Raw genomic sequence first — 26,193 nt, forward strand, 5'->3', positions numbered from 1 at the left:
CTCACCCGGCGTGCGTGGGCAGCGATGGGTAGGGGTGGTCGATGCCGGCCAGCAGGCGCCGGTAGCCGCGCCAGGCCTTGGTCCTGGCCCGCTCGGGGAACGGAGCCACGGGCGCGCCCGCGCCGTGTGCCCAGGCCAGGAAGCGGTCCCGGGTGGTGTCGGCGCGCACCATCAGCCGGGCAATACGCAAGGGTTCGTCCGCGCCGGAGCTGAAGCCGTAGCGGACGGCCGTGGCCGAGGTCCAGCCCGCCTCGTCCACCAGCCGGCGGACCGAGCGGCTGGAGTAGCCATGAGGGTAGGCGAAGGCGTCGACACGATGCCCGAGGGCGTCCTCCAGACGGGCCTTGCAGCCCTCGACCTCTTCCCGGGCGTCCTGCCGCAGGAGAGTGTCCAGCTGGGGGTGGCTCCGGGTGTGCCCGCCGATCTCGACGAGCAAGTCCACTTCCCGCACCTGACGCCAGGTCAGCATCGGTGCGGGCGGGAGGAGACTGCCCCTCTCCGGCGGCCAGGACGGTCCACCCAGCGCGCCCGTCGTGACGTAGAGGGTCGCCGGCAGCCCCCGGGCGGCGAGCAGCGGAGCCACGGTGGAGTGGAAGTCCGCGAACCCGTCGTCGAAGGTCAGCACGGCCGAGCGGGGCGGCAGCGGCGGACCGCCGCGCAGCGCGGCGACCAGGCGCCGCAGCGGGACGATCTCGAGACCGCTGTCCGTGAGGAGATCGAGCTGCTCGGCGAAGACCCGCGGGCGCACCGTGAAGGGGGCGATCCACGACGCGGGGTCGGCGGACACCGAGTGGTACAAGAAGACGGGGACGGGGTGGTGCGTCATGCCGCCCGCTCCCTCGCCGGAACGCGGTGGGCCGGTTCAGCGGGCGTGGAGCGCCGGGTGCGCACCGAGCCCACGGCGTAACCTGCGGCGGTGGCGCCGACACCGAGGGTCAGGGCGAGGACCGTCCGCGCCGGGGCCGGCCGGGCGCGGCGGAGGGCCTCGCGGTAGGCGCGGGGGATGGTCGACGTGAGGTAGGCGCGCTCGCTGGACAGGGGGGCGGCGCCCTCGCTGTACCTCGCCACCAAGGCTTTGGAGAGCCCCTCGGCGTAGCAGCGGGCCCGGAAGTACGACCATGTGGCGCGTGTGGCGGGGACGCGGTGCCGGACGGCGACCGAGGGGTCGTAGAGCAGGACGGCGTCCGGGCGGCGGGACCTGATGCGCAGGCACAGTTCGGTCTCCTCGCACCCGAGGGGCCGGGTCCCCACCCGGCCCAGGTCCGTGCGGAAGCCGCCGGCCGCGCGGAGCACATCCCTGCGGAAGGACATGTTGGCCCCGATGAAGTTGCGGATCGGTGCGGGTTCTTCGGGCAGTCCGCGGTACGAGCAGCCGACCACCCAGTCGAACTCCGGGGGGAACCAGGGCGGCCGGTCCGTCTCCCACCAGGGCACGACGAGCCCACCGACCCCGGCGACCCGCGGATCGCGGTGGTCCGCCAGGATGCGGGCCGTCCATGACGGATGTGCGGTGGCGTCGTCGTCGAGGAAGGCCACCACATCCCCGACGGCCGCCTCGACGCCGGTGTTCCTGGCGCCGGACAGGCCCTTGTGCTGCTGGTTGGGCAGCACCCGGACGCCGTGCAGCATGCGGGCGGCGAGGCGGTGGAGTCCCGGGCAGTGGTCGACGACCAGCAGGACCTCGTCCGGCGGACGGCCCTGGGACTGGATGGAGGCGATGGCGGCCTGGATGTCCTCCCAGCGGCCGAGCGTGTAGGCGCACACGATGACGGAGAGGCTCGGTGCGGTGTTCATGAGGTACTCCCGGAGTTCATGGCGTCCTGCCGGGAGGGGGCCGTCAGCCAGCGGGACCGCCAGATCAGCAAATACGTGGCGATGAGGCACTCCGCCGCCAGCCAGGCGACACCCGCGCCTGTCACCCCGAGCACCGGCAGCAGCAGATGCACCAGCCCCAGCACCAGCACGCACAGGGCGACCTGCAGCGCGACCACCAAGCGCATGCGCCGGCGGGCACGCAACACGTCCACGGCCACGCTGAACACCAGGTTGGGTAGTGCGGAGAGGGCGAGCAGACGCAGCAGGGTGGTGCCGTTCTCGGCGTAGCCGGGCCCGAACAGCTTCAGGATCCATGGGGCCGCGGCGACGATCACGGCGACACCGATGGCCAGCAGCATCCCGGAGTGGCGCAGCACCCGCAGCCCGTGTTCCGCCAGCCGTTCGGGGCGGCGCACCGCCTCGACGACCAGCGAGCTGCCCATGTTGCGCACCACCAGGAACAGCACGTAGCCGATGATCCAGGCGAGTGAGAAGTAAGCGCTCTGCTTCGCCCCGAGGGCGCTCAGCACCATCAGGGGCACGAGCGTGTAAGCGGCCATGCGGAACAGGGAGCCCGTGTAGTCGGCCGCGGCGTAGCTGAGCAGCCGCGGCGGGCGCACGGCGTCCGGGTTCTCCCGTTCGTGGCGTGGCACCGCCCGTCGCAGCAGGAGGTAGTTGGCCACGAGAAGGGAGACGAGCAGGGCTCCCGCCCAGGACAGCAGGATCCCGGTCTTCAGGACCAGGAGCGCGCCACCGGCGAGCAGCGCGATCTTGACGAACGCGAAGACCATGTTCTCCGCCACCACCCAGCCAGGGCGGCGCATGGCCGTCAGTGCCCCGTCCTGCAGGACGAAGATGGTGTACGCGGCGGTCGCCGCCACGAACCAGACCGCGACCAAGGGGTCGCGCAGGAAGGCCAGTTCGGGCGAGAGGGCGGGCACGAGGAGGACGAAGACGAGGCAGACCACGGCGCTCCACGACGCGGTCACCGCGTAGCAGGTGAGCAGCAGTCTGCGGGTCTGGCGTCCGGAGCACGGCAGGAACCGGATCAGGAAGTCGTTGAGGTTGAGCTGGCCGATGTTGGCCAGGAGCAGGGACGCGGACAGGGCGGAGTAACTCACGCCCACGACCTCGTCGTCGTACCAGTGGGTGGCGAACAGCCAGAAAATCGCGCCGACTCCCGCGTTGACCAGAGAACTGATCGCCAGCAGATGGCCGTTGCGCACCAGCGGCTCGCTGGGCAGGACGCGGGCGATCCCGGCGCGCACCGCCGTGGTCAGAGACCGCCCCGGGCCGGGTGTGTCCGTGGCCTCGGGGCTGTCGGTTGTCTCCCCGGGCATGGTGTCCTGAGTCGTGTACACAATCTCTCCTCAGGCCCCGGCGCTGCCGGTGCGGTTCCGGCGGCGGCTGCGGAGATAGCCGACCGGCCCGTACAGCAGGCCGCGCAGTTCCAGGTGGGCGAGCCGTCGTGTCCGGGGGTTGTCCGCGTGCGCCGACCGGTGCGTCTGTGCCAGGGCGTACCGGACGCCGCGGGGCAGCCTGCGCAGCAGGGCCGGGATCATGCGGGGCTCGTTCACCAGGGCGCCGGTGAGGTACGCGCCGAGACCGGCCCCGTAGCCGAACGCCTGGGCGTCCAGGGCGTCTTGCGTGCGGCGGTGGCGGTGCCAGACGATCGCGTCCGGCTGGTAGGCCAGGGTGTGACCGGCCGTCAGGATCCGGAAGAAGGCGAGCAGGTCGTCGCCGCCGTGGGCCGGGGTCCCGGTACCCGTGGCCGGGTCGAAGCCGCCCAGCGCCCGCAGCGTGGACATGCGGAAGGCCATGTTGGTGCCGGAGCCGAAGCGCCCCGCCGTGAACGGGAACAGGGGGTCCTTCGGCGGGTCGCGCAGGGACCAGGTGCGCGGTGCGTACCCCTTGGCGAAACCGCCATGGTGCTCCAGCGCCGCCTGGGCCGCGGTCTCCAACTCGGCCGGGACGATGAGTCCGGTGACGCAGCTGACGCCGGGATCCTGGGCGAAGCCCTCCGCGATTGCGGTGAGCCAACCCGGATCGACCAGGGTGTCGTCGTCGGTGAAGGCGGCGATCTCGCCGCAAGCGGCGGCCAGGCCCCGGTTGTGCGCGTGGGCCAGGCCTGCCGTCGGCTCCCGGACGTAGCGCACCCGGCCCCCGTACGCGTCGCGGACCAGCCGCTCGGCCGCGTCGTCGGCCGGGGCGTTGTCCACGACGATCACCTCGAAGTGCGGATAGTCCACCCGCAGCAGGGAGTTCAGGCACTCCCGGAGCATCCGTGGCCGGTTGTGCGTCGCGATGATCACGCTCATGGATGGCGGCGCGAGCACGCCTGTCCGGCCGGGACTTCCCGTGTACGGAAGCGGGAACCGCTGCCGTGCCGTGTCCGCCGCCGACCGCCACAGGTCCTCGGGCGTGCCGCCCTTTTCGCCGGCTACCGTGACCAGCCCCAGGGGACGGCCGCGCAGCCGCACCAGGGCCAGCACCGGCGCCGTCGGGCGGACCGGTCCCGGGCCCCCGGGCCGGCGGAAATCGTTGGGTCGTGTCAGATCCATGTCGACGACCGCGACCGGCGCGTACGCCCGCTCGGCCGGACCTGGTTTCGTCGCCGGAGAGCGGGAAGGGACCGCCGGGCGCCGCGTGGCGCTCATGCCAGGCCCCTTGCGGCCCGTTGGGTAGGCCGGGCCCCGGGCCGCTCGGACAGCAGCGTGCGCAGCACCCGGCGGCCGTCCGAGATCGCGTGCAGGTTGGAACGTCCGCTGCGCCGGGGCAGTTCGAGGCTCGGCACCTCGGCGATGCGCAGCCCCGAACGCAGGGCGTGCGCGATCATCTCGGTCTCGATCTCGAACCCCGAGGAGTGCAGGTCGAGGTCGTCGAGGAAGTCGCGGCGGAAGGCGCAGAACCCGTAGCACAGATCCGTCAGCTTGGCGTCGTAGAGGTGGTTCACGGCGGCCAGCAGCACCTGGTTGCCGAGCCGCCGGATACGCGTGATGTCGAGGGAGCCGCCGCCCGCGATGAACCTGGAGCCCTTGACGAAGTCGAAGCCGTTGTCGAGGAAGTGCAGGTAGTGCGGGATCTCACCGGGCAGCATGCTGCCGTCCGCGTCCATCATCACGACGTAGTCGCCGGTCGCGGCGAGGAAGCCGGTGCGCAGGGCGTTCCCCTTGCCCGGGCCGCTCTGCTCGACGTGGCGGACGGTCGGCAGGCACCGGGTCGCCATGTGCACCGTGCAGTCGGCGGAGTCCCCGTCGACCAGGATGACCTCGTCGACGCAGTCCGGGATCTGCTCGAAGACCCAGGGGATGTTGCGCGCCTCGTTGCGGGCGGGGACGACCAGGCTCACGGTGGCGCGGGGCGGCGGGCGGTCCCCGGCCCGGCGCAGGGGGTGCGCGGTCCGATCGGTGCGGGCGGAGCCGCTGGCGCCGGCCTGGGCGACGAAGGAGGGGTGCTCGGTCAGACGATGCGTGTTTTCCATGATGCCGTGTCTTCCGGTGCTACGTCCCCGTGAAGGAGACGACATATATTTACGGCGTATACGTACATATTCCCCCTTTTGTTTCTGAGGTCAAGAGCTGCCTGTTGCCCGCGGCCGGGGAAGTCTGTGCGGGGCGTTATGTCCGGCGTAGGGTGGAAGGAGGCAAAGTGCACGTCGGCGTAACCCCCGATCATGAATGCACCCATCGAGGAATACGCCCTCGTCAGCGATCTGGAGACGGCCGCCATGGTCGGCCGGGACGGGTCGATCGACTGGCTCTGCCTGCCACGCTTCGACTCGCCGGCCTGCCTGGCGGCCCTGCTGGGCACCGAGGACAACGGACACTGGCGCCTGGCCCCCGTCTCCGGCGGCCACTGCGCCCGCCGCTCCTATCGCGCCGACACGCTGGTCCTCGACTCCGTCTGGGAAACCCCCACGGGGACGGTGCGCGTGACCGACCTGATGCCTCCGCGGGCCGACGTACCGTGCATCGTCCGGCTCGTCGAGGGCCTGTCGGGCACCGTGGACCTGCGCAGCGACCTGCGGCTCCGCTTCCACCAGGGCCGGGTCGTGCCCTGGATCCGGGACGTCGGCCACTGCACCGTCGCGGTCGCCGGCCCGGACGCCGTCTGGCTCGGCGCCGACGGCCATGTGCGGGACCGGGGCGACCAGGACGCCACCGTCTGGGAATTCACCGTCACGGCCGGGCGCCGGCTGGCCCTCACCCTGGGATGGACCCCCTCGCACCGCCCCGCCTCTCCGACGCCCATGTCCGTCCCGGCGGAGACCGCCCTGAAGGAGACCGCCGACTTCTGGCGTCGCTGGGCCGCCCGGTGCCGCTACCAGGGACCGTGGCGGGACGCCGTGGTGCGTTCGCTCATCACGCTCAAGGCCCTCACCTACGCCCCCACGGGCGGCATCGTCGCCGCCCCCACCACCTCGCTGCCCGGACGCATCGGCGGCGAGAGCAACTGGGACTACCGGTTCTGCTGGCTGCGCGACTCCAGCCGGACCCTGTCCTGCCTGCTGCGCAGTGGATACCGGGACGAGGCCACGGCCTGGCTCGACTGGCTGGTGCGGGCCATCGCGGGGGACCCCGCCGACCTGCAGACGGTCTACGGCGTCAAGGGGCAGCGGCTGCTGCCCGAGACCGAAGCCCCCTGGCTGCCGGGTTACGAGGGCTCCCAGCCCGTGCGGTTCGGGACCTCGGCGGTCAGCTGCTTCCAACTGGACCTTTACGGCGAAGTCATGGACACGCTGTGGCTCTCGCTGCGCGCGGGCATCCCGATGCCGGCCCATGTGTGGGAGCTGGTCGAGTCGCTCATGGGATTCCTGCTGCGGCACTGGCGCGAACCGGACCAGGGCCTGTGGCAGGTCGGCGGCCGGCGACACCAGTTCGTGCACTCCAAGGTCATGACGTGGGTGGCCGCCGACCGCGCCGTGCGCATGGGCGAGTTGCTCGGGCGCAATGGCTCCTCCGGGCAGTGGCGGGCCATGCGCGAGGAGGTGCACCGGGAGGTCTGCCGGGAGGGTTGGGACACCACTCAGCGGTCCTTCGTGCAGTCCTACGGCGCACCCGGCCTGGACGCCTCGGCGCTGCTCATCCCCCGGGTCGGGTTCCTGCCCGCCGGTGACGAGCGGGTGTGCGCCACCGTGCGCGCACTGAGCCGGCTCGATCACGGCGGGTTCGTCCGGCGGTACACGCAGGGCGCCGGGCCGGATGAACCGGACGACACCGAGGGCACTTTCGTCTCCTGCTCCCTCTGGTACGCCGACGCCCTCGCCGCCACAGGGCACCGGAGGCAAGCACAAGAGGCCTTCGAACGGGTCCTCGCCACCCGTAATGACGTCGGTCTGCTGGCCGAGCAGTGGGACCCGGTCACGGGCCGCCAACTCGGCAACGCGCCAAAGGCGTTCAGTCACATCGCGCTGGTGGAGACGGCGTTCGGACTGTCACCGGCGTCCCCGTGGAGCCGGCGAAGTCCGCGGGCCCGGTGGTGAAGTCGGCGGTCCTCGCCCTCAACCGGCCGTCCGGTGCCCGTCGTTGCGCTGCCGCACCAAGGCCTCGCCCTGTTCCAGCGTCGAGGGCCGGGCGAACAGGAAACCCTGCCCGTACCGGCATCCGATGCCCGCCAGCAGTTCCTGCTGCGGCTCCTCCTCGATGCCCTCGGCGATCACCTGGAGGCCCAGGGTGTCGGCGAGATGGACGATGCCCTCGACCAGGGCGACCTGCTGGGGGTCCTGCGGGACGCCGTCGATGAACGACTTGTCGATTTTCAGTACGTCGATGGGGAAGTCCCGGAGATAGCGCAGCGAGGAGAACCCGGTGCCGAAGTCGTCGACCGCGATGCGCACCCCGCGGTCCTTCAGTGCCTGGATCTGCGCCTCGATCTGCTCGGTCCGCCGCATGAGCACCGACTCGGTGAGTTCCAGCTGCAGCGTGCCCATGGCGAGGCCGGTGGTGTCCAGGGCGGTGCACACCTCGTCCAGGAAGCTGTTGTCCCGCCACTGCCGGGCGGACACGTTGACGCTGAGGTACGGCGGGGCGAACCCCGGCGTGCGGTGCTGGAGCCGGGCGAGGTCGGCCGTGGCCCTGCGCAGCACCCAGGCGCCCAGCGCCGAGATGTGCCCGGTCTCCTCGGCGAGCGGGATGAACTGCCCCGGTGGGACCGGATCGGGTCCGAGTTCCGGCCAGCGGACGAGAGCCTCGAAGCCCACGACCTCGCCCCCCGCGAGGTCCACCACCGGCTGATAGCGCATGCCGAACTGCTCCTTCCTCACCGCCTGGTCGAGCCGTGCCTGCAGGTCGTGCCGCTCCACCACGCGAATCCGCTGGTGGGGCCGGAACCGGCGCCAGGTGCGCTTGCCGGACGTCTTGGCCGCGTAGAGGGCCAGGTCGGCCAGGGCCAGCAGGTCCCCGGCGTCCGTGCTGTCCTCCGCCGTGGCCACACCCACGCTGGCCGAGACGCTCACCGTCTCCACATCCAGATGGAACGGCCGGCTCAGCGTCCGGACCACGTGGGCGGCCAGCACTTCGGCGTCGAGGGGCTGCTCCGCGTCCTCGACCAGCACGGCGAACTCGTCGCCGCCGAGCCGCGCCGCGGTGTCGGTACGGCGCAGCGTCCCCGACAGGCGCTCGGCCACGGCGCACAGCAGCCGGTCGCCGACCGCGTGGCCGAGCGTGTCGTTGACGATCTTGAAGTCGTCCAGGTCGACGAAGAGCAGGCAGGTGGTCGTCGACTCCCGGTGGCCCCGGCGCAGCGCGCGTTCGGTCCGCTCCAGCAGCAGGGCGCGGTTGGGCAGGCCGGTCAGGGAGTCGTGGAAGGCCCTCCGGGTGAGTTCGTGCTCCAGCTGCCGCTGCTCGGTGACGTCCCGCAGGGTGACGACGAGGCCGCCCACGGTCGGGTCCCGGCGCAGGTCGCGGCAGCGCACCTCCACCTCGATGCGGTCCGTGTCCCGGAGCACCCGCCAGCTGTCGTGCGCTTCCTGCGGGCCGATGTCGCTCGTGGCCGCCAGGGTCCGGACGACCCGGTCCTGTTCCAAGGGGTCCACCAGGTCCGGCAGCCGGATGCCGGTGAGTTCGGTGCTGCCGAACACGCTCGGCGCGGACGGACTGGCGTAGCGGACGGTGGTGTCGTCGTCGACGATGAGGATGACGTCCGAGGCGTTGTGCACGAGCGTGCGGAAGTACGCCTCGTTCTCCTTGCGGTTCACCTCCCGTCGCAGAGCGATGCGTTCCGTCGCGAGCCCCACATGTGAGGCGAGCAGCTCCAGCGAGCCGCGCATCTCGCTGAGCTCGCGTTCGGACCCGGCCGCCAGCAGCGAGCCCGGGAGCTCGCTGCCGGCCGGCCGCGCGGACTGGACCATGGGGCAGAGCAGGGCAGTCGGCAGCGCGCCGAGCCGGGCGGCGATCTCGGGCCCGAGTGCGTCGACCGGAACCATGACGGTGCGGCCCCGGGCCACCTCGGCGGCCCCGTCTCGCGTGGCACCGGGGCCGTCTTCCCAGGCGGGGCAGCGCGCCAGGCGCGCGTAGAGGTCCCGGGCCTCCCCGGCCGACAGGAGCAGGGTCACGTGCCGGCCCTGCGGCCCGAAGAGGGCGGTGACCGCGTCGTCGCACACCCGCTCGACCTCCGCCGGCCAGAATGTGCCGACCAGGGACGCGGCCGCGGTGCGCAGGGCCAGCTCTCGCGTCATGGCCCGGCGGTGCGCGACGACCATCAGAGCGAGCCGGAGGATCACCAGCACGAACAGCGCCCCGGAGAACGCGGCCAGCACGGTGGCGTCGTAGGCCAGACCCAGGCTCTCCTCGTGGACGAGGATCGTGGGCGGGATCAGGGTCGCGGCGGCGAGCAGCAGCAGCCGCCACAGGGGTGGCAGCAGGGACGGCGACAGGGAGTCCGGGGCGGTCAGCCGAGCCATGGAGGGATGCAGCGCGGCGAGGCCGCACGCCGTGCAGAACACGATCCAGCCGGCGTCCAGCGGCGTGCCCGCCTGCCAGGTGCCGTTCAGCTGGAGGACGCCGCGGGCGGTGTCGAAGCCGAACAGGGCGCAGATGCCCAGGACGAGCAGCTGGACGGACGGCCGGGCGCCCGGCCCGGAGCCGCCGCGGGCGACGAGCCGGGCGAGGAGGGCGAGCAGCAGGACGTCCCCGAGCGGGGAGGCGACGCTGACCAGGCGCTGCTGCCACGTGAGTCCTTCCTGCCGGGCGAGCGGCTGCAGCAGGTACACCCACACGGGCAGTGCGAGGCCGACCGTGATGACCAGGGCGTCGAGAAGACCGGGTAGGTCACGGCCCCTCCAGCGCACCAGACCGGACAGGCTCACGGCGAAAAGGCCGAACGCGACGAGGTAACCGGCGTCTGCCGGGGAGGGGAACGCATGCGGCGTGGAGAAGTACGCTTGCTGTGCGTTGCCGTAGGTGGCGCCCGCGGTGAAGGCCAGCAACCCGGCGGCGAGCACCAGCCACGGCCGGCGATGCAGGGGCCGGTGGACCCGCACCCCGACGACGACGGCGGTCACCCCCGACAGGCCGATGAGGGCCCACAGCGGTGTCCGAAGCACCGGGACGCTCATCCCGAGCACGGTGAGGATGCCGGCCGGCACGAGGTAGGCGGCCATCAGCCTGCGGGCCGATGACGTCTTCGGACGCCGGATGCGGCTCACCATACGGGTCGCGCGGAAAGCCAGGGGCCGCATGGCGGCTACTCCTTCTTCTCCGGCCCCCGCGCGGTGTCCTCGTAACCGTGCGGGTTGAGTCGCTGGAAATGCCAGGCGTCCAGGCACACGTCGGTGAGATCCCGGGTGGGATGCCAGCCCCAGGCACGCCCCACGGCCGTCGCGTCGGCCACCAGCTCGGCGACGTCTCCGGGGCGGCGCGGCGCGATGTCGTACGGGATCGACCTGCCGCTGGCCCGGGAGAACGCCGTGATGACATCGAGGACCGAGCTGCCCGAGCCTCCTCCCAGGTTGTACACGTGCATGCCCGGGGCACCGCCCAGGTGGTCCAGCGCCACGCGGTGCGCCTCGACGGCGTCCATCACGTGCAGATAGTCCCGGATCCCGGTGCCGTCGCGGGTCGGATAGTCGGTGCCGAACACGCGGAGCCGCTCGCGCCGGCCGACGGCCACCTGCGCGAGGTACGGCAGCAGGTTCTCGGGTGTGTGGCGCGGGTCCTCGCCGAGCAGACCGCTGGGGTGGGCCCCGGCCGGCACGGGATAACGCAGGCACACCACCGTGTAGCCGGGATCTCGGCGGCAGATGTCGGCGAGGATCTGTTCGCAGATCCACTTCGAGGCCGCGTACGGCGTGCCGGGCCGGACGGGCGTGTTCTCGTCGAGCGGACCGCGCCCGGCGTCGCCGTAGACCCAGCAGGAGGACGGATAGACCAGCCGGTGCACGCCGTGCTCGTGCATGGTCCGCAGCAGGGCGGTGGTGCCGCCGACGTTGGTGTCGTAGTACTGGATGGGCATCCGCGTCGACGCGCCCCCGGCCTTGTGCGCGGCAAAGTGCACGACGGCGTCCACGGAGTGTCGGTCGAAGACGGCTGAGAGGGCGTGCCGATCACGGATGTCCAGTTCGTAGACGGCGCCGACGAAGCGGCCGGCGATCCGTTCCACCCGGGCGAAGACCTGCGGAGTGCTGTTGGAGTAGTCGTCGACCACGATCACCTCGTAGCCGTGGTCGAGCAGTTCCACGCAGGTGTGGCTGCCGATGAAACCGGCCCCGCCCGTGACGAGGACTGTCGAGGGTGCCCAGGAGGATCCGGGCCCTCGGGCGGTCGGCGACTGGTTCCTGCGGGCCATGCCAGACTCCCGCGTCAGGTGCGGTCAGGCACCGTATGTTTACGGTGTATATGTACGACTTTGCACCCGGGTTCGGGGTCCGGTCAAGGCCTCACCAGCAACTGGAAGTCGAACGTGTACCGCGACGCCCGGTAGAGGTGCGTCCCGTACTCGACCGCGCGACCCGTGTCGTCGTAGGCCGTGCGCTGCATGGTGAGCAGCGCCGCGCCCTCCTCCTCGTCCAGCCGGGCGGCCTCCTGCGCGGTGGCCGCTCGGGCGCTGACGCGCTGCCGGGCGCTGTGCAGGGTGATGCCCGCCGAGCGCATCACCCGGTACAGGCCCGTCGACTCCAGGCGTGTGTCGTCGAGGGGCACGAGAGACGTCGGCAGGTAGTTGCACAGCAGGGCCACCGGCTGGCCGTGCGTGCAGCGCAGCCGGTCCAGGACGGTGACCTCGCTGCCTTCCGCGACGCCGAGGGCGGCGGCCACGTCGCAGGAGGCCGGGACGACCTCGTGGCGCACGACCTGTGTGGTGGGCCCCTGCCCGGCCTCCTCCAGGTCGTCGTAGAGGCTGCTCAGCTCGAGCGGGCGCTTGACCTGGCTGTGCACCACCTGCGTGCCCACGCCGCGCCGCCGGACCAGCAGCCCCTTGTCGACGAGGGACTGGATGGCCTGGCGGACCGTGGGACGGGACAGTCCGAGGCGCACCGAGAGGTCGACCTCGTTGCCCAGGAGGTCCCCCGGGGCGAGGACCCCGTGCTCGATCGCCGCCTCCAGCTGCTGCGCGAGCTGGTAGTACAGCGGCACGGGGCTGCCCCGGTCCAGGGCGAAGTCCAGCGAGCTGAGCGCGGGAGCGGCCGCGGTGCGGGCCCGGCCACCGGTCCTCGCCATGGATGATCCCCCCTTCGGCGTCAGGAGTTGCTCGGGAAACCGAGATTGATGCCGCCGGCGTCGGCCGGGTCCGGCCAGCGCGTGGTGATCACCTTGCCCTGGGTGTAGAAGGCGATGCCATCGTTGCCGTAGATGTGCAGGTCGCCGAAGAGCGAGTCCTTCCAGCCGCCGAAGGAGTGGTAGCCGACCGGGACCGGGATCGGCACGTTGACGCCCACCATGCCCGCCTTGACCTCCAGCTGGAAGCGGCGGGCCGCGCCGCCGTCCCGGGTGAAGATCGCGGTGCCGTTGCCCCAGCGGGAGTCGTTGATCAGCTTGATGGCCTCCTCGTACGTCTCCGCGCGGACCACGCACAGCACCGGGCCGAAGATCTCGTCCCGGTACGCGTCCGCCGTCAGCGGCACCCGGTCCAGGAGGGAGACGCCGAGGAAGAAGCCGTCCTCGTGGCCCTCGACCGAGAAGCCGGTGCCGTCGACCACGACCTGTGCGCCCTGCTCGGCGGCCGACGCCACGTACGACGCCACCTTGTCGCGGTGCTCGCGGGTGATCAGCGGGCCCATCTCGGACGCCGGGTCGTCGCCGGGGCCGATCCTCAGGTTCTTCGCGCGCTCCGCGATCTTGCCGACCAGCTCGTCACCGGTGTCGCCGACCGCGACCACGACCGACACGGCCATGCAGCGCTCGCCCGCCGAGCCGTACGCCGCGTTGATCGCCTGGTCGGCGGCGTGGTCCAGGTCGGCGTCGGGCAGGACCAGCATGTGGTTCTTGGCGCCGCCCAGGGCCTGCACCCGCTTGCCGTGCTCGACGGCCTTGAGCTGGATGTACTTGGCGATCGGCGTCGAGCCGACGAAGGAGACCGCCTCGATGTCCGGGTGCTCCAGAATGCGGTCCACGGCGGTCTTGTCGCCCTGCACGACGTTCAGGACGCCGTCCGGCAGGCCCGCTTCGGAGGCCAGCTCGGCCAGGCGGAAGGAGGCCGACGGGTCCTTCTCCGACGGCTTCAGCACGAACGTGTTGCCGCACGCGATGGCCAGCGGGAACATCCACATCGGCACCATCGCCGGGAAGTTGAACGGGGTGATGCCCGCGACCACGCCCAGCGGCTGACGGATCGAGGCGACGTCGACCCGGGTGGAGACCTGCGTGGACAGCTCGCCCTTGAGCTGGACGCTGATCCCGCACGCGAGCTCCACGATCTCCATGCCGCGCGCGACCTCGCCGAGCGCGTCGGAGTGCACCTTGCCGTGCTCGGCGGTGATCAGCTCGGCGATCTCGTCGCGGTGGGCGTCCAGCAGCTCGCGGTACTTGAACAGCACCGCCGTGCGCTTGGCGAGCGAGGACTCCCCCCAGGACTCGAAAGCGGCCTTGGCGGAGGCGACGGCGGCGTCCACCTCGTCGACGGCCGCGAACGCGACCTGCTTCTCCTGGGCGCCGGTGGCCGGGTTGTAGACGGGGCCGAAGCGGCCGGAGGTGCCCTCGACGGGCTTGCCGTCGATCCAGTGGGTGATGGTCTTCATGAGGAGCAAGGGCCTTTCGTGGAGCCTGATGTCACGGGGAGTTCGCGGGGACTTCGCGGGTGTTCAGAAGTGGCGACGGCACTTCGCGGGAGTTCAGAGGTGGCGACGGCACCTGGCGGGAGTTCAGAGGTGGCGACGGCGTCCGGCGACCTGCCGGTCGTAGCGCTCGCGGGCCTCGACGGCGGCCTCGCGGGAGGCGGTCTCGGCCACCGGCACGTCCCACCAGGCCTCGGCCGGGGGAGCGGTCGGAGCCGGGTCGGTCTCGACGTACACGCACGTCGGCCGGTCGGAGGCACGGGCCGAGGCCAGCGCCTCGCGCAGCTCGCGCACCGTCTTGGCGCGCAGTACGTCCATGCCGAGGCTGGCCGCGTTGGCGGCCAGGTCGACGGGCAGCGGGGCGCCGGTGAAGGTGCCGTCGGCGGCCCGGAAGCGGTAGGCGGTGCCGAACCGCTCGCCGCCGGTCTCCTCCGACAGACCGCCGATGGAGGCGTAGCCGTGGTTCTGGAGCAGGACGATGTTGAGGGGCAGGCCCTCCTGGACGGCCGTGACGATCTCCGTCGGCATCATCAGGTAGGTGCCGTCGCCGACCAGCGCCCACACCGGCGTACCCGGGGCGGCCTGCTGGACGCCGATGCCGGCCGGGATCTCGTAGCCCATGCAGGAGTAGCCGTATTCCAGGTGGTACTGGCGCGGGCTGCGGGAGCGCCACAGCTTGTGCAGGTCGCCGGGGAGCGAGCCGGCCGCGTTGATCACCACGTCGTCGTCGCCGACGGCCGCGTCCAGCGCGCCGAGCACCTGCGTCTGGGTCGGGACGGCGCTCTCGTCGTCGGCGCGGTAGGAGGCCTCGACGATCTCGTCCCAGCGCTCCTTGCCGGCGCGGTACTCGGCCTCGTACGCCTCGCTCACGCGGTGGCCGGAGAGCTCCTCCAGCAGCCTTTCGAGGCCGGACCTCGCGTCGCACACCAGCGTGCGCGCGGCCAGTTTGTGCGCGTCGAAGCCGGTGATGTTGAGGTTGAGGAACCGCACGCCCGGGTTCTGGAAGAGCGTGCCGGAGGCCGTGGTGAAGTCCGTGTAGCGGGTGCCCACGCCGATGACGAGGTCGGCGGTGCGGGCGAGGTCGTCGCTGACGGCCGTGCCGGTGTGGCCGATGCCGCCGAGGTCGGCGGGGTGGTCGTGGCGGAGCGACCCCTTGCCCGCCTGGGTCGAGGCGACGGGGATGCCGGTGGCGTCCGTGAACGCCTTCAGCGCCGCCTCGGCCTCGCTGTGGTGGACGCCGCCGCCCGCGACGATCAGGGGCCGCTCGGCCGACCGGATCGCCTCGACGGCCGCGGTCAGCTCCACCGGGTCCGGCGCGGGACGCCGCACGTACCAGACGCGCTCGGCGAAGAACTCCTCCGGCCAGTCGTACGCCTCCGCCTGCACGTCCTGCGGCAGGGCCAGGGTGACGGCGCCGGTCTCGGCCGGGTCGGCCAGCACGCGCATGGCCTGGAGCGCCGAGGGGATCAGCGCCTCGGGGCGGGTGATCCGGTCGAAGTACCTCGACACCGGGCGCAGGGTGTCGTTGACCGACACGTCGGCCTCGACCGGGTGCTCCAGCTGCTGGAGCAGCGGGTCGGGGGCGTGCGAGGCGAAGTAGTCGCCGGGCAGCAGCAGCACCGGCAGCCGGTTGATCGTCGCCAGGGCGGCACCGGTGACCAGGTTGGTGGCGCCCGGGCCGATCGAGGTCGTCACGGCCTGCGCGGACAGGCGGTTGAGCTGCCGGGCGTAGCCGACCGCCGCGTGCACCATCGACTGCTCGTTGCGGCCCTGGTGGAACGGCATGACGGCGTCCGGCCCGATGCCTGCCTCCATCAGCGCCTGGCCGACACCCGCCACGTTGCCGTGGCCGAAGATGCCCCAGGTCCCGGCGATCAGCCGGCGCCGCACGCCGTCCCGCTCGGTGTACTGGACGGACAGGAACCGCACCAGCGCCTGGGCGGTCGTCAGTCGGCGGGTGGTGGCGCTCATGCGGAGGTCTCCGGGGCGGTGTAGAGAGGGAGTCGGGGATCGACCGGCTGGTCCGGCCAGGTGTCGCGGACCCAGGCGTGGTCGGGGTGGTCGCAGATCAGCCAGGCGCGCTCGGCCTCCGGGCCCGCCATGACGTTGAGGTAGTACATGTGGTGGCCGGGCGTGGCCATCGACGGCCCGTGCCAGCCGTCCGGGATCAGGACGACATCGCCGTCGCGGACCTCCGCCAGCACGTCGGTGTCCCGGCCCGGGCCGGACGGGGAGACGCGCTGGTAGCCGAGGCCGGGGATGCCGTCGTGGCCCGCGAACTCGAAGTAGTAGATCTCCTCCAGCACCGACTCCTCGCCCGGCCGGTGCTCGTCGTGCTTGTGCGGCGGGAACGACGACCAGTTGCCGCCCGGGGTGATCACCTCGACCGCGATGAGCTTGTCGCACTCGAAGACCCCGGCCGCGCCGAAGTTGTTGACCTGCCGGGAGCAGTTGCCGGTGCCCCGCAGCTCCACGGGCACCTCGGAGGCGGGGCCGTAGCGGGCGGGCAGCCGGCGGGTGCAGCGCGCGCCGGTCAGCGCGAACCGGCCGCCGGCGGCGGAGGTCACGCTCGCCCGGGCGTCGCGCGGCACGTACGCGAAGTCGCTGACGCCGCTGAAGACGTCCCTGCGGCCCTGGAGCTCGAAGGTGTCCTGGCCGAAGTCGTCCGTCACGGCGACCGTGCAGCCGCCGGCCAGGGGGACGACGATCCACTCGCTGTCGCCGGCCTCGAAGGAGTGCGTGCCGCCCGGCGGCAGCTCCAGGATCCGCAGGCTGGAGTGGTCCCAGCCGGCCTTCTCGGGCGTGACGTCGACGGTGTAGGGGCCGCCGAGGGCCTTACCCGCGGGGAGGTGATACGTCATCGTGTGCCTTTCGGGTCACAGCGGAGCGACTCACAACAGACAGATTGAGACCTGTTCACAGCAGACCGACGGCCGTGTCCACTGCCTCTTCCACGCTGCCCCCGGCCGGGTAGAGCAGCGAGCGCCCGACGACCATGCCCTGCACGGTGGGCAGGCGCAGGGCCTTGCGCCAGCGTTCGTACGCGCCCTCCTGGTCGCCGCCGACCTCGCCGCCGAGCAGGACGACGGGAAGCGTGGAGGTCTCCAGGACCTGGGCCATGTCGTCCGGGTCGTCGGTGACGGGCAGCTTCAGCCAGGTGTAGGCGGAGGTGCCGCCCAGGCCCGCGGAGATCGCGATGGACCGGGTGACGGCCTCGGCGGACAAATCGTTGCGCACCTTTCCGTCGACCCGCCGGGAGATGAACGGCTCGACGAACAGGGGGAGCCGCCGGGCCGCCATGGCGTCGACCGCCCGCGCGGTGGACTCCAGGGTGGTGAGCGAGCCCGGGTCGTCGTAGTCGATGCGCACCAGGAGCTTGCCCGCGTCGAAGCGGAGCCGGGCGATGTCCTCGGCGCGGTGGCCGGTGAAACGGTCGTCCATCTCGAACGTGGCGCCGGCCAGACCGCCGCGGTTCATCGAGCCCATGACGACCTTGTTCTCCAGCACCCCGAGCAGGAGCAGGTCCTCCAGGATGTCGGCGGTGGCGAGCACCCCGTCGACCCCGGGCCGCGACAGCGCGACGCAGAGCCGTTCCAGCAGATCGGCGCGGTTGGCCATGGCCAGGCGCCGGTCACCGACCCCGAGGGCGCCGCGCGCCGGGTGGTCGGCGGCCACGATCATCAGCCGGCCGCTGTCGCCGATCAGCGGGCGGCGCACCCGGCGGGCGGCCGCCTCGGCGACGGCCTCGGGATTGCGGGCCCGGACCGTGGTGAGGTCGGGGATGCCGATGTTCAATGCAGGCTCCGTTCAGTGACTCGTGCTCGGCGACGACACCGTGGCGAGGAGGTCCTCGACCTCGGACTCGGCGGGCATCGCGGAGGAGCAGGCGAGGCGGGAGGCGACGAGGGCGCCGGCGGCGTTGGCGTGCCGCATGGTCTTCTCCAGGTCCCAGCCGGCGAGCAGGCCGTGGCAGAGGGAACCGCCGAAGGCGTCGCCCGCGCCCAGGCCGTTGACCACCTCGACCGGCACCGGCGGCACCTCGGCCCGGGTGCCGTCGCGGTGCACGGCCAGGACGCCCTTGGGGCCCTGCTTGACGACGGCCAGTTCCACGCCCGCCTCCAGCAGCGCGTCGGCGCAGGCCTGCGGTTCGCGCACGCCGGTGGCGATCTCGCACTCGTCGAGGTTGCCGACCGCGACGGTGGCGTGGCGCAGCGCCTCGCGGTAGTACGGGCGGGCCTCCTCGGGATCGGACCAGAACATCGGCCGCCAGTCGAGGTCGAAGACGGTGATGCCCGCCTTGTCGCGGGCCTTGAGGGCGGCGAGCGTGGCGGAGCGGCTCGGCTCCTCGCTCAGGCCGGTCCCGGTGATCCAGAAGATCCGGGCCCCGCGGATCGCGAAGAAGTCCAGCTCGTCGGTGTGGATCTCCAGGTCGGGAGCCTTGGGGCGGCGGTAGAAGTACAGCGGGAAGTCGTCCGGCGGGAAGATCTCGCAGAAGGTGACCGGCGTCGGGTAGGCGTCGACCGGGGTGACCCAGCGGTCGTCCACGCCGAAGGACGTCAGCTCCTCGTGCAGATAGGTGCCGAAGGGGTCGTTGCCGGTCCGGGTGATCACGGCCGTACGGCGTCCGAGGCGCGCCGCTGCGACCGCCACATTGGCCGCCGAACCTCCCAGAAATTTCCCGAACGTCTCCACCTGGGGCAGCGGGACGCCGGTCTGGAGGGGATAGAGGTCGACCCCGATGCGGCCCATCGTGATCAAGTCGAAATACTGGGCTGGCTCGGCCATGCGCGACCTCCTCGGGAAGCTGGGGATGCGGGGCCGGGGCCGTCCTGACACCGTGGGGCGTGGATGACCTGGGACCTGCCGCCCTACAGGTGTAGGCGGCGGAGGACGGCCCTGTCAATAGTTTGTACTTACATTCGGACCTGCTTGTGAAATGATGTCTTAACAAAGTATTGACAGCGGGCGCGGCAAGGACTTGTATCCCGTGGCATCGCAACAATCTGTTTGCGGCATCATGATCCGGACTCCGTAAGGCTCCGGGACCACGGATCCCTCGTGATCCCTCCCCTTTCCCCCGCAGTAGCACAGTGAGGTGCCAGGAAAGATGGACCGCTCTTCTCACCCCCGCTCCCGCAGGATCGCGCCCGTAGTCGCCGTTGCCGCGGCGGCGGCCCTGACCCTCGCCGGCTGCTCCAGCAGTTCCGGGGGCAAGAAGTCCGAGGAAGGCGCCGCGAACGCCTCCGCCGGCAAGGCGACCACGCCCCGTATGACCGTCGCCCTGGTCACGCACCAGGCGCCCGGTGACACCTTCTGGGACACCGTGCGCAAGGGCGCCGAGGCCGCCGCCGCCAAGGACAACATCAAGCTCGTCTACTCCGCCGACCCGAACGCGGGCAACCAGGCCAACCTGGTCCAGAACGCGATCGACCAGAAGGTCGACGGCATCGCCGTCACCCTCGCCAAGCCGGACGCCCTCAAGGGCGTCATAGGCAAGGCCGAGAAGGCCGGCATACCCGTGGTCGGACTCAACTCCGGCCTCAGCGACTGGAAGAAGCTCAACCTGCTGGAGTTCTTCGGCCAGGACGAGTCCGTGGCCGGCGAGGCCTTCGGCAAGAAGCTCAACGACGTCGGCGCCAAGCACGCCCTCTGTGTCGTGCAGGAGCAGGGCAACGTCGGCCTGACCCAGCGCTGCGACGGCGTCGAGAAGACCTTCGAGGGCAAGCTCGACACCCAGAACGTCAACGGCACCGACATGCCCTCCGTGAAGTCGACGATCACCGCCAAGCTGAAGCAGGACCCGTCCATCGACTACGTCGTCACGCTCGGCGCCCCCTTCGCGCTGACCGCGGTGCAGTCCGTCGGCGACGCCGGCAGCAAGGCGAAGGTCGCCACCTTCGACCTCAACAAGGACCTCATCAAGGGCATCAAGGACGACTCCATCCAGTTCGCCGTCGACCAGCAGCCCTACCTCCAGGGCTACCTGGCCGTCGACGGCCTGTGGCTCTACAAGAACAACGGCAACTACAGCGGCGGCGGCGAGCAGCCCGTGCTGACCGGCCCGGCCTTCGTCGACAAGTCCAACGTCGACAAGATCGGGGAGTTCGCCGCGAAGGGCACCCGGTGATGAGCATGACCCAGCAGGCCACGCCGGCGGTGGACACACCGCCGGCCCCCGGCCAGAAGCAGTCCGACGGCCGGACGCGGCAGCGCCCCCTGGCGCTGCGGCTGCTCGCCCGGCCCGAGGTCGGCGTCTTCCTCGGCGCCGTCGCCGTGCTCGTGTTCTTCCTGTTCGCGGCACCGCCGGTGCGCGACGGCAGCTCGATGGCCAACATCCTGTACCAGTCGTCGACCATCGGGATCATGGCGCTGCCCGTGGCGCTGCTGATGATCGGCGGCGAGTTCGACCTGTCGGCCGGTGTCGCCGTGGTCACCTCGGCGCTCACCGCGTCGATGCTGAGCTACCAGCTGACCATGAACGTCTGGGTGGGCGTGATCGTCGCCCTCCTCGTGTCGCTCGCGATCGGCGCGTTCAACGGCTGGATGCTGGTCAAGACCGGGTTGCCCAGCTTCCTGGTCACCCTCGGCACCTTCCTGATCCTCCAGGGCGTGAACCTCGCCGTGACCAAGCTGGTCACCGGCAACGTCGCCACCGACGACATCAGCGACATGGACGGCTTCACCCAGGCGCAGAAGATCTTCGCCTCGACGTTCGAGGTCGGTGGCGTCAACGTCAAGATCACCGTCGTGTGGTGGCTGGTCTTCGCGGCCCTGGCCACCTGGGTGCTGCTGCGCACCAAGTACGGCAACTGGATCTTCGCGGTCGGCGGCAACAAGCACTCCGCGCGGGCCGTCGGTGTCCCGGTGACCTTCACCAAGATCTCCCTGTTCATGCTGGTCGGGTTCGGCGCCTGGTTCGTCGGCATGCACCAGCTGTTCTCCTTCAACACCGTGCAGTCCGGCGAGGGCGTGGGCCAGGAGCTCATCTACATCGCCGCGGCCGTCATCGGCGGCTGTCTGCTGACCGGTGGCTACGGCTCCGCGATCGGCCCGGTCTTCGGCGCCTTCATGTTCGGCATGGTGCAGCAGGGCATCGTCTACGCCGGCTGGAACCCGGACTGGTTCAAGGCCTTCCTCGGCGTGATGCTCCTCGGCGCCGTCCTCATCAATCTGTGGGTCCAGCGCACGGCGACCCGGAGGTGACCGCAATGACCAGCAACGAAACCGGCACCCACGGGGCCGTCCTGAAGGACACGCCGCCCGCGGAGGACCGAGCCCTCGTCGAACTCCGCGGTGCGGGCAAGTCCTACGGCAACATCCGCGCCCTGCACGGCGTCGACCTGAAGGTCTTCCCCAACCAGGTCACCTGCGTCCTCGGCGACAACGGCGCAGGCAAGTCCACCCTCATCAAGATCATCTCTGGTCTGCACCAGCACACCGAGGGCGAGTTCCTCGTCGACGGCGAACCGGTGCGCTTCTCCACCCCGCGCGAGGCCCTCGACAAGGGCATCGCCACGGTGTACCAGGACCTCGCGGTCGTCCCGCTGATGCCGGTGTGGCGCAACTTCTTCCTCGGCTCCGAGATGACCAAGGGCCCCTGGCCGGTCCGCCGTCTCGACATCGAGAGGATGAAGAAGACCGCGGACGAGGAACTGCGCAACATGGGCATCGTCCTCGACGACATGGAGCAGCCCATCGGCACCCTGTCCGGTGGCCAGCGCCAGTGCGTCGCGATCGCCCGCGCCGTCTACTTCGGTGCCCGCGTCCTCATCCTGGACGAGCCGACCGCCGCCCTCGGCGTCAAGCAGTCCGGTGTGGTGCTGAAGTACATCGCCGCCGCCCGCGAGAAGGGCCTGGGCGTCATCTTCATCACCCACAACCCGCACCACGCCTACATGGTCGGCGACCACTTCAGCGTGCTGCGCCTGGGCACCATGGAACTGTCCGCCTCCCGCAGCGAGGTCAGCCTCGAGGAGCTGACCAACCACATGGCCGGTGGCACCGAACTGGCCTCCCTCAAGCACGAGTTGGCGCAGGTCCGCGGCGTCGACGTCGAGGAGCTCCCCGAGGCGGGAGACCTCACCGCCCCCGTAGCCACGTCTTCGGAAGGAAAGTCCTGACATGGCCCTCGCGCTCGACCGCATCCGGGTCGGCTCGGCCCCCGACTCCTGGGGCGTATGGTTCCCCGACGACCCCCAGCAGGTGCCCTGGGAACGCTTCCTCGACGAGGTCGCCGAGGCCGGCTACTCGTGGATCGAACTCGGCCCGTACGGCTACCTGCCGACCGACCCGGCCCGGCTCACCGACGAGGTGACCAAGCGGAACCTGAAGGTCTCCGCCGGCACGATCTTCTGCGGTCTGCACCGCGGCCCGTCCGAGTGGGACTCCACCTGGGAGCAGGTCAGCCGCGTCGCCGCCCTCACCCAGGCCATGGACGCGAAGCACCTGGTCGTCATCCCGTCCTTCTGGCGGGACGACAAGACCGCCGAGATCCTGGAGCCCCCGGAGCTCACCACCGAGCAGTGGCGCAACCTCACCACGGGCATGGAGCGCCTCGGCCGTGAGGTGAAGGACAAGTACGGTCTGGACATCGTCGTCCACCCGCACGCCGACACCCACATCGACACCGAGGAGCACGTCGAGCAGTTCCTCGACTCCACCGACTCCGACGCGGTCAACCTCTGCCTGGACACCGGGCACTACGCCTACTGCGGCGGCGACAGCGTCAAGCTGATCGAGACGTACGGCGAGCGCATCGGCTACCTGCACCTCAAGCAGGTCGACCCGGACATCCTCGCCGACGTGGTCAAGAACGAGGTCCCGTTCGGACCCGCCGTGGCGCGCGGTGTGATGTGCGAACCGCCCGCCGGTGTCCCGGAGCTGGGCCCGGTTCTCACGGCCGCCCAGAAGCTGGGCGTGGACCTGTTCGCCATCGTCGAGCAGGACATGTACCCCTGCGAGCCGGACAAGCCGCTGCCGATCGCGGTGCGCACCCGCAAGTTCCTGAGGTCCTGCGGCGCCTGACGACCCGAAAGGACGGCCATGGCTGAGCGCGCCACTCTGGGAGTCGCGGTCATCGGTACCGGAAGGATGGGCGCGGACCATGTGCGCCGCATCCACGAAGTCATCAGCGGAGCACGGGTGGTCGCCGTCGCCGACGTCGACGCGGAGCGCGCGAAGGCCGTCGCCGCACGCGTCGACGGCTGTGCCGCCCACACCGACCCGGCCGCCGCGCTGGCGGCCGCCGACGTCGACGCCGTCCTGATCGCTTCCCCGGGCCCGGCCCACGAGGCCACACTGCTCGCCGCCTTCGAGCGCGATCTGCCCGTCCTGTGCGAGAAGCCGCTCACCCCCGACGCGGCCTCCGCCCTGCGCGTCCTCGAAGCCGAACTGCGCCTTGGCCACCGCCGTGTCCAGGTCGGCTTCATGCGCCGCTACGACCCCGAGTACGCGAAGCTGAAGGCGCTGCTGACCACGGGGCAGCTGGGTCGTCCCCTGATGGTGCACAACCGGCACCGCAACGTCGCCAGCCCGCCCTTCTTCACCAGCTCCATGCTCATCAGCGACTCGGTCGCCCACGAGGCGGACGCGACCCGCTGGCTGCTCGACCACGAGATCACGGCGGTCACGGTGCTGCGCCCGGCGCCGTCCGCCAACGCCCCCGACGGGCTGCGCGATCCGCAGTTCGTCGTCTTCGAGACCGACGGCGGCGCCCTCAGCGACGTGGAGATCTTCGTCAACTGCGGCTTCGGTTACCAGGTGCAGGCCGAGGTGGTCTGCGAACGCGGCACCGCCCGCATCGGCGACGGCCACGCCCTGGTCACCAACATGGCCGGCCGCTGGGGCGGCACCATCGCCCAGGACTGGACCGAACGCTTCGAAACGGCCTACGACCGGGAGGTCCAGACGTGGGTCGACGCCACCCGCCGCGGCGAGGTGACCGGCCCGAGCGTCTGGGACGGCTACGCCGCCGCCGCGGTGTGCGAGGCGGGGGTACGGGCGATGGAGGACGGCGGCCGGGTCGAGGTCGAACTGGTCGAGAAACCCGCGCTGTACACGTGAACGGGCCGAGCGGGCCGGGGGCGCACCCCCGGCCCGCTCGGCGTGTCCTCAGACCCTGGTACGGGGGCGGGGCTCGAACCCGGCCGCCCGGTAACAGTCGTCGATGAGCTCCATCGTCGTCACCGCGTCGTCCGCGCCCAGGGGCAGCGCCGCACCGTCACGCACGCAGGCCGCGAACGCCTCCAGCTGGTACGTGTACGACGAGCGCGTCCCGAGGCGCTCCGTGCGCTCGCCCTCCGGGGTGCGGACCACGATCCGGTCGTCCATCTGCGGCAGCACGAAGTTCGGAGCCGTGGCCTCGCCCCGGGAGCCGGTGATCCGGATGCTCATGTCCAGCCCCTCGTACGCCATGTGGCAGCGGGCCGAGCCCGTCGCACCGCCGGGAAACTCCACCTCGGCGTCCAGCCACTCGTCGACCCCGGGCGCACCCGCGCGCTCTTCGCCCCGTGCCCCGGCCAGGCGGGGTGCGCCACCCGCCCAGGGGGCGAGCATGCGCAGCGCGTGCAGGCTGTAGCAGCCCAGGTCCATCAGGGCGCCGCCGGCCAGCGGGAGCGACCAGCGCGGGTCGGTGTCCGGCGGGGCGGCGATGGCCACCATCGCCTCCACGTGCCGCAGTTCGCCGAGCTCACCGGAGTCCAGCAGCTCGTGCAGGCGGCGGGTGACCGGGTGGAAGAGGTAGTGGAAGGCCTCCATGAAGACCGTCCCGGCCTTCCCGGCGGCTTCCCGCACCTCCGCCGCCTCCCGCGCGTTGCTCGCCGACGGCTTCTCCGACAGCACGTGCTTGCCCGCCGCGAGGGCGGCCAGGTTCCACGGGCCGTGCAGACCGTTGGCGAGCGGGTTGTAGACGACGTCGACCTCGGGATCGGCCACCAGTTCGGCGTACGAACCCGCCACCCGCTCCACGTCGTGCTCCGCGGCGAACGCCTCGGCTCGGTCGCGGTCACGGGCGGCCACCGCGACGAGGCGGTGGCCGGTCGCCCGGGCCGGGTCGATCAGGGACCGCTCGGTGATCCGCGCGGCTCCCAGCACTCCTATGCGCAGTGGTTCCCGGCCCTTCTCGCTCATGCCTGCCGTACCTCCTCGATCGTCACGGGACGGTGCTCGTGCAGCGACAGTGTGCACGCGTCGGCGATCCAGCCCGCCTCCAGGGCGTCCTCGATCGTGCAGGGGGAGGGGCGGGTGCCGGCGACGACCTCGGTGAACGCGGTCAGTTCGGCACGGTAGGCCTCGGTGAAGCGGTCCATGAAGAAGTCGTGCGGAGTGCCCGCCGGGAAGGTCACGCCCGGTTCGACCGAGCGCAGCGGCAGCTTGTCCTCCAGGCCGACGGCGATGGAGTCCGTGAAGCCGTGGATCTCCATGCGGACGTCATAACCTCGGGCGTTGTGGCGGGAGTTGGAGACGACCGCGATGGTGCCGTCGTCCAGGGTGAGGATCGCGCCGGTGGTGTCGGCGTCACCGGCCTCCTTGATGAAGTCGGCACCGCGGTTGCCGCCCACGGCGTACACCTCGGTCACCTCGCGGCCCGTCACCCAGCGGATGATGTCGAAGTCGTGCACCGAGCAGTCGCGGAAGATGCCGCCGGAGGCGGCGATGTACGCGGCGGGCGGCGGCGCCGGGTCCAGCGTGGTCGAGCGGACCGTGTGCAGCGTGCCGAGCTCCCCGCTCCGCACGGCGGCGCGGGCGTTGACGAAACCGGCGTCGAAACGGCGGTTGTAGCCGATCTGGATCGGCACGCCCTTGCCCTGGACGGCCTTCAGCACCTCGACGCCCTCGCTCATGGTCCTGGCGACGGGCTTCTCGCAGAAGACCGGGATACCGGCCTCGACCCCGGCAAGGATCAGCGCGGGGTGGGCGTCCGTGGCGGCCGCGACGACGATGCCGTCCACGCCGGCGGCCAGCAGGGCCTCCGGCGAGTCCACGACCTCGGCACCGAACCGCTCGGCGGCTGCCTTGGCGGCGTCCGCGAACGGGTCGGTGACGACGAGGGACTCGACGACGTCGAGCCCGGAGAGAGTCTCGGCGTGAAAGGCACCGATACGGCCGAGCCCGAGAATTCCGATACGCATGGGGTGTTGCTCCTTGTTGCAGGGTGTGATGCGCCCCCGAAGGGG

21 protein-coding genes are annotated in these 26,193 nt (G+C 71.3%); 6 read left to right on the top strand and 15 right to left on the bottom strand.

What is annotated here, in order from left to right; translation table 11 throughout:
• Position 1: 1 nt before the first annotated feature.
• From AC07F0_RS07600 to AC07F0_RS07620, 5 genes are read right to left on the bottom strand one after another with little or no spacing between them, the layout of a single operon-like run.
• The gene (locus tag AC07F0_RS07600; protein WP_478975518.1) at positions 2-826 is read right to left on the bottom strand and encodes a polysaccharide deacetylase family protein; all 825 of its coding nucleotides are present in this window, start codon (positions 824-826) and stop codon (positions 2-4) included.
• On the bottom strand, positions 823-1,794 hold the full coding sequence (locus AC07F0_RS07605; protein WP_478975521.1) for a glycosyltransferase family 2 protein: 972 nt from the start codon (positions 1,792-1,794) through the stop codon (positions 823-825). Before AC07F0_RS07605 ends, AC07F0_RS07600 begins: the two co-directional genes overlap by 4 nt.
• Positions 1,791-3,176: a lipopolysaccharide biosynthesis protein gene (locus AC07F0_RS07610; protein WP_478975524.1), complete on the bottom strand. Its 1,386-nt coding sequence runs from the start codon at positions 3,174-3,176 to the stop codon at positions 1,791-1,793. Before AC07F0_RS07610 ends, AC07F0_RS07605 begins: the two co-directional genes overlap by 4 nt.
• A gap of 9 nt (positions 3,177-3,185) precedes the next feature.
• Positions 3,186-4,472, bottom strand: coding sequence for a glycosyltransferase family 2 protein (locus tag AC07F0_RS07615; protein ID WP_478975527.1), 1,287 nt, complete (start codon positions 4,470-4,472; stop codon positions 3,186-3,188).
• On the bottom strand, positions 4,469-5,296 hold the full coding sequence (locus tag AC07F0_RS07620) for a glycosyltransferase family 2 protein (RefSeq protein WP_478975530.1): 828 nt from the start codon (positions 5,294-5,296) through the stop codon (positions 4,469-4,471). Before AC07F0_RS07620 ends, AC07F0_RS07615 begins: the two co-directional genes overlap by 4 nt.
• A gap of 192 nt (positions 5,297-5,488) precedes the next feature.
• Between AC07F0_RS07620 and AC07F0_RS07625 the strand changes: the two genes are divergently transcribed.
• A complete protein-coding gene (locus AC07F0_RS07625; protein ID WP_478975533.1) occupies positions 5,489-7,297 on the top strand; it encodes a glycoside hydrolase family 15 protein in 1,809 nt (602 codons plus the stop codon).
• Between the two features lie 18 nt (positions 7,298-7,315).
• Here AC07F0_RS07625 and AC07F0_RS07630 read toward each other — a convergent pair whose 3' ends face one another.
• The 8 genes from AC07F0_RS07630 to iolC all read right to left on the bottom strand — a co-directional run bounded on the left by AC07F0_RS07630 (position 7,316) and on the right by iolC (position 18,805).
• Positions 7,316-10,492, bottom strand: a complete 3,177-nt coding sequence (locus AC07F0_RS07630) for a putative bifunctional diguanylate cyclase/phosphodiesterase (RefSeq protein ID WP_478975535.1) — start codon at positions 10,490-10,492, stop codon at positions 7,316-7,318.
• Between the two features lie 5 nt (positions 10,493-10,497).
• The gene (galE, locus tag AC07F0_RS07635; protein ID WP_478975538.1) at positions 10,498-11,598 is read right to left on the bottom strand and encodes a UDP-glucose 4-epimerase GalE; all 1,101 of its coding nucleotides are present in this window, start codon (positions 11,596-11,598) and stop codon (positions 10,498-10,500) included.
• A gap of 83 nt (positions 11,599-11,681) precedes the next feature.
• Positions 11,682-12,467: a GntR family transcriptional regulator gene (locus AC07F0_RS07640; RefSeq protein WP_436727183.1), complete on the bottom strand. Its 786-nt coding sequence runs from the start codon at positions 12,465-12,467 to the stop codon at positions 11,682-11,684.
• A 20-nt stretch (positions 12,468-12,487) separates the two neighbouring features.
• Complete coding sequence (locus AC07F0_RS07645; RefSeq protein ID WP_478975541.1) at positions 12,488-13,984, bottom strand: CoA-acylating methylmalonate-semialdehyde dehydrogenase; 1,497 nt, start codon at positions 13,982-13,984, stop codon at positions 12,488-12,490.
• A gap of 123 nt (positions 13,985-14,107) precedes the next feature.
• Entirely contained in the window at positions 14,108-15,991 is a 1,884-nt protein-coding gene (gene iolD / locus AC07F0_RS07650) for a 3D-(3,5/4)-trihydroxycyclohexane-1,2-dione acylhydrolase (decyclizing) (RefSeq protein ID WP_478975544.1), read from the bottom strand.
• A complete protein-coding gene (gene iolB, locus AC07F0_RS07655; RefSeq protein WP_478975547.1) occupies positions 15,988-16,881 on the bottom strand; it encodes a 5-deoxy-glucuronate isomerase in 894 nt (297 codons plus the stop codon). The genes iolD and iolB overlap by 4 nt, the downstream gene beginning before the upstream one ends.
• Positions 16,882-16,936: 55 nt before the next feature.
• Entirely contained in the window at positions 16,937-17,815 is an 879-nt protein-coding gene (locus AC07F0_RS07660) for a Cgl0159 family (beta/alpha)8-fold protein (protein ID WP_436727179.1), read from the bottom strand.
• A gap of 12 nt (positions 17,816-17,827) precedes the next feature.
• Positions 17,828-18,805, bottom strand: coding sequence for a 5-dehydro-2-deoxygluconokinase (gene iolC / locus AC07F0_RS07665; RefSeq protein WP_478975549.1), 978 nt, complete (start codon positions 18,803-18,805; stop codon positions 17,828-17,830).
• Between the two features lie 322 nt (positions 18,806-19,127).
• Here iolC and AC07F0_RS07670 point away from each other — a divergent pair, with 322 nt between their 5' ends.
• The 5 genes from AC07F0_RS07670 to AC07F0_RS07690 are packed head-to-tail and all read left to right on the top strand — an operon-like array spanning position 19,128 to position 24,082.
• A complete protein-coding gene (locus AC07F0_RS07670; RefSeq protein ID WP_466096230.1) occupies positions 19,128-20,147 on the top strand; it encodes a sugar ABC transporter substrate-binding protein in 1,020 nt (339 codons plus the stop codon).
• The gene (locus tag AC07F0_RS07675; protein WP_436727176.1) at positions 20,147-21,223 is read left to right on the top strand and encodes an ABC transporter permease; all 1,077 of its coding nucleotides are present in this window, start codon (positions 20,147-20,149) and stop codon (positions 21,221-21,223) included. Before AC07F0_RS07670 ends, AC07F0_RS07675 begins: the two co-directional genes overlap by 1 nt.
• Positions 21,224-21,228: 5 nt before the next feature.
• Complete coding sequence (locus AC07F0_RS07680) at positions 21,229-22,140, top strand: ATP-binding cassette domain-containing protein (protein WP_466096229.1); 912 nt, start codon at positions 21,229-21,231, stop codon at positions 22,138-22,140.
• 1 nt (position 22,141) lies between these two features.
• On the top strand, positions 22,142-23,044 hold the full coding sequence (locus AC07F0_RS07685) for a sugar phosphate isomerase/epimerase family protein (RefSeq protein WP_193507310.1): 903 nt from the start codon (positions 22,142-22,144) through the stop codon (positions 23,042-23,044).
• Between the two features lie 18 nt (positions 23,045-23,062).
• Positions 23,063-24,082: a Gfo/Idh/MocA family protein gene (locus AC07F0_RS07690; RefSeq protein ID WP_478975552.1), complete on the top strand. Its 1,020-nt coding sequence runs from the start codon at positions 23,063-23,065 to the stop codon at positions 24,080-24,082.
• A gap of 48 nt (positions 24,083-24,130) precedes the next feature.
• Here AC07F0_RS07690 and AC07F0_RS07695 read toward each other — a convergent pair whose 3' ends face one another.
• The gene (locus tag AC07F0_RS07695) at positions 24,131-25,147 is read right to left on the bottom strand and encodes a Gfo/Idh/MocA family protein (protein WP_478975555.1); all 1,017 of its coding nucleotides are present in this window, start codon (positions 25,145-25,147) and stop codon (positions 24,131-24,133) included.
• The gene (locus AC07F0_RS07700) at positions 25,144-26,148 is read right to left on the bottom strand and encodes a Gfo/Idh/MocA family protein (RefSeq protein WP_478975558.1); all 1,005 of its coding nucleotides are present in this window, start codon (positions 26,146-26,148) and stop codon (positions 25,144-25,146) included. Before AC07F0_RS07700 ends, AC07F0_RS07695 begins: the two co-directional genes overlap by 4 nt.
• Positions 26,149-26,193 lie beyond the last annotated feature (45 nt).

The sequence above is a fragment of the Streptomyces sp. NPDC045955 genome (assembly GCF_056430805.1).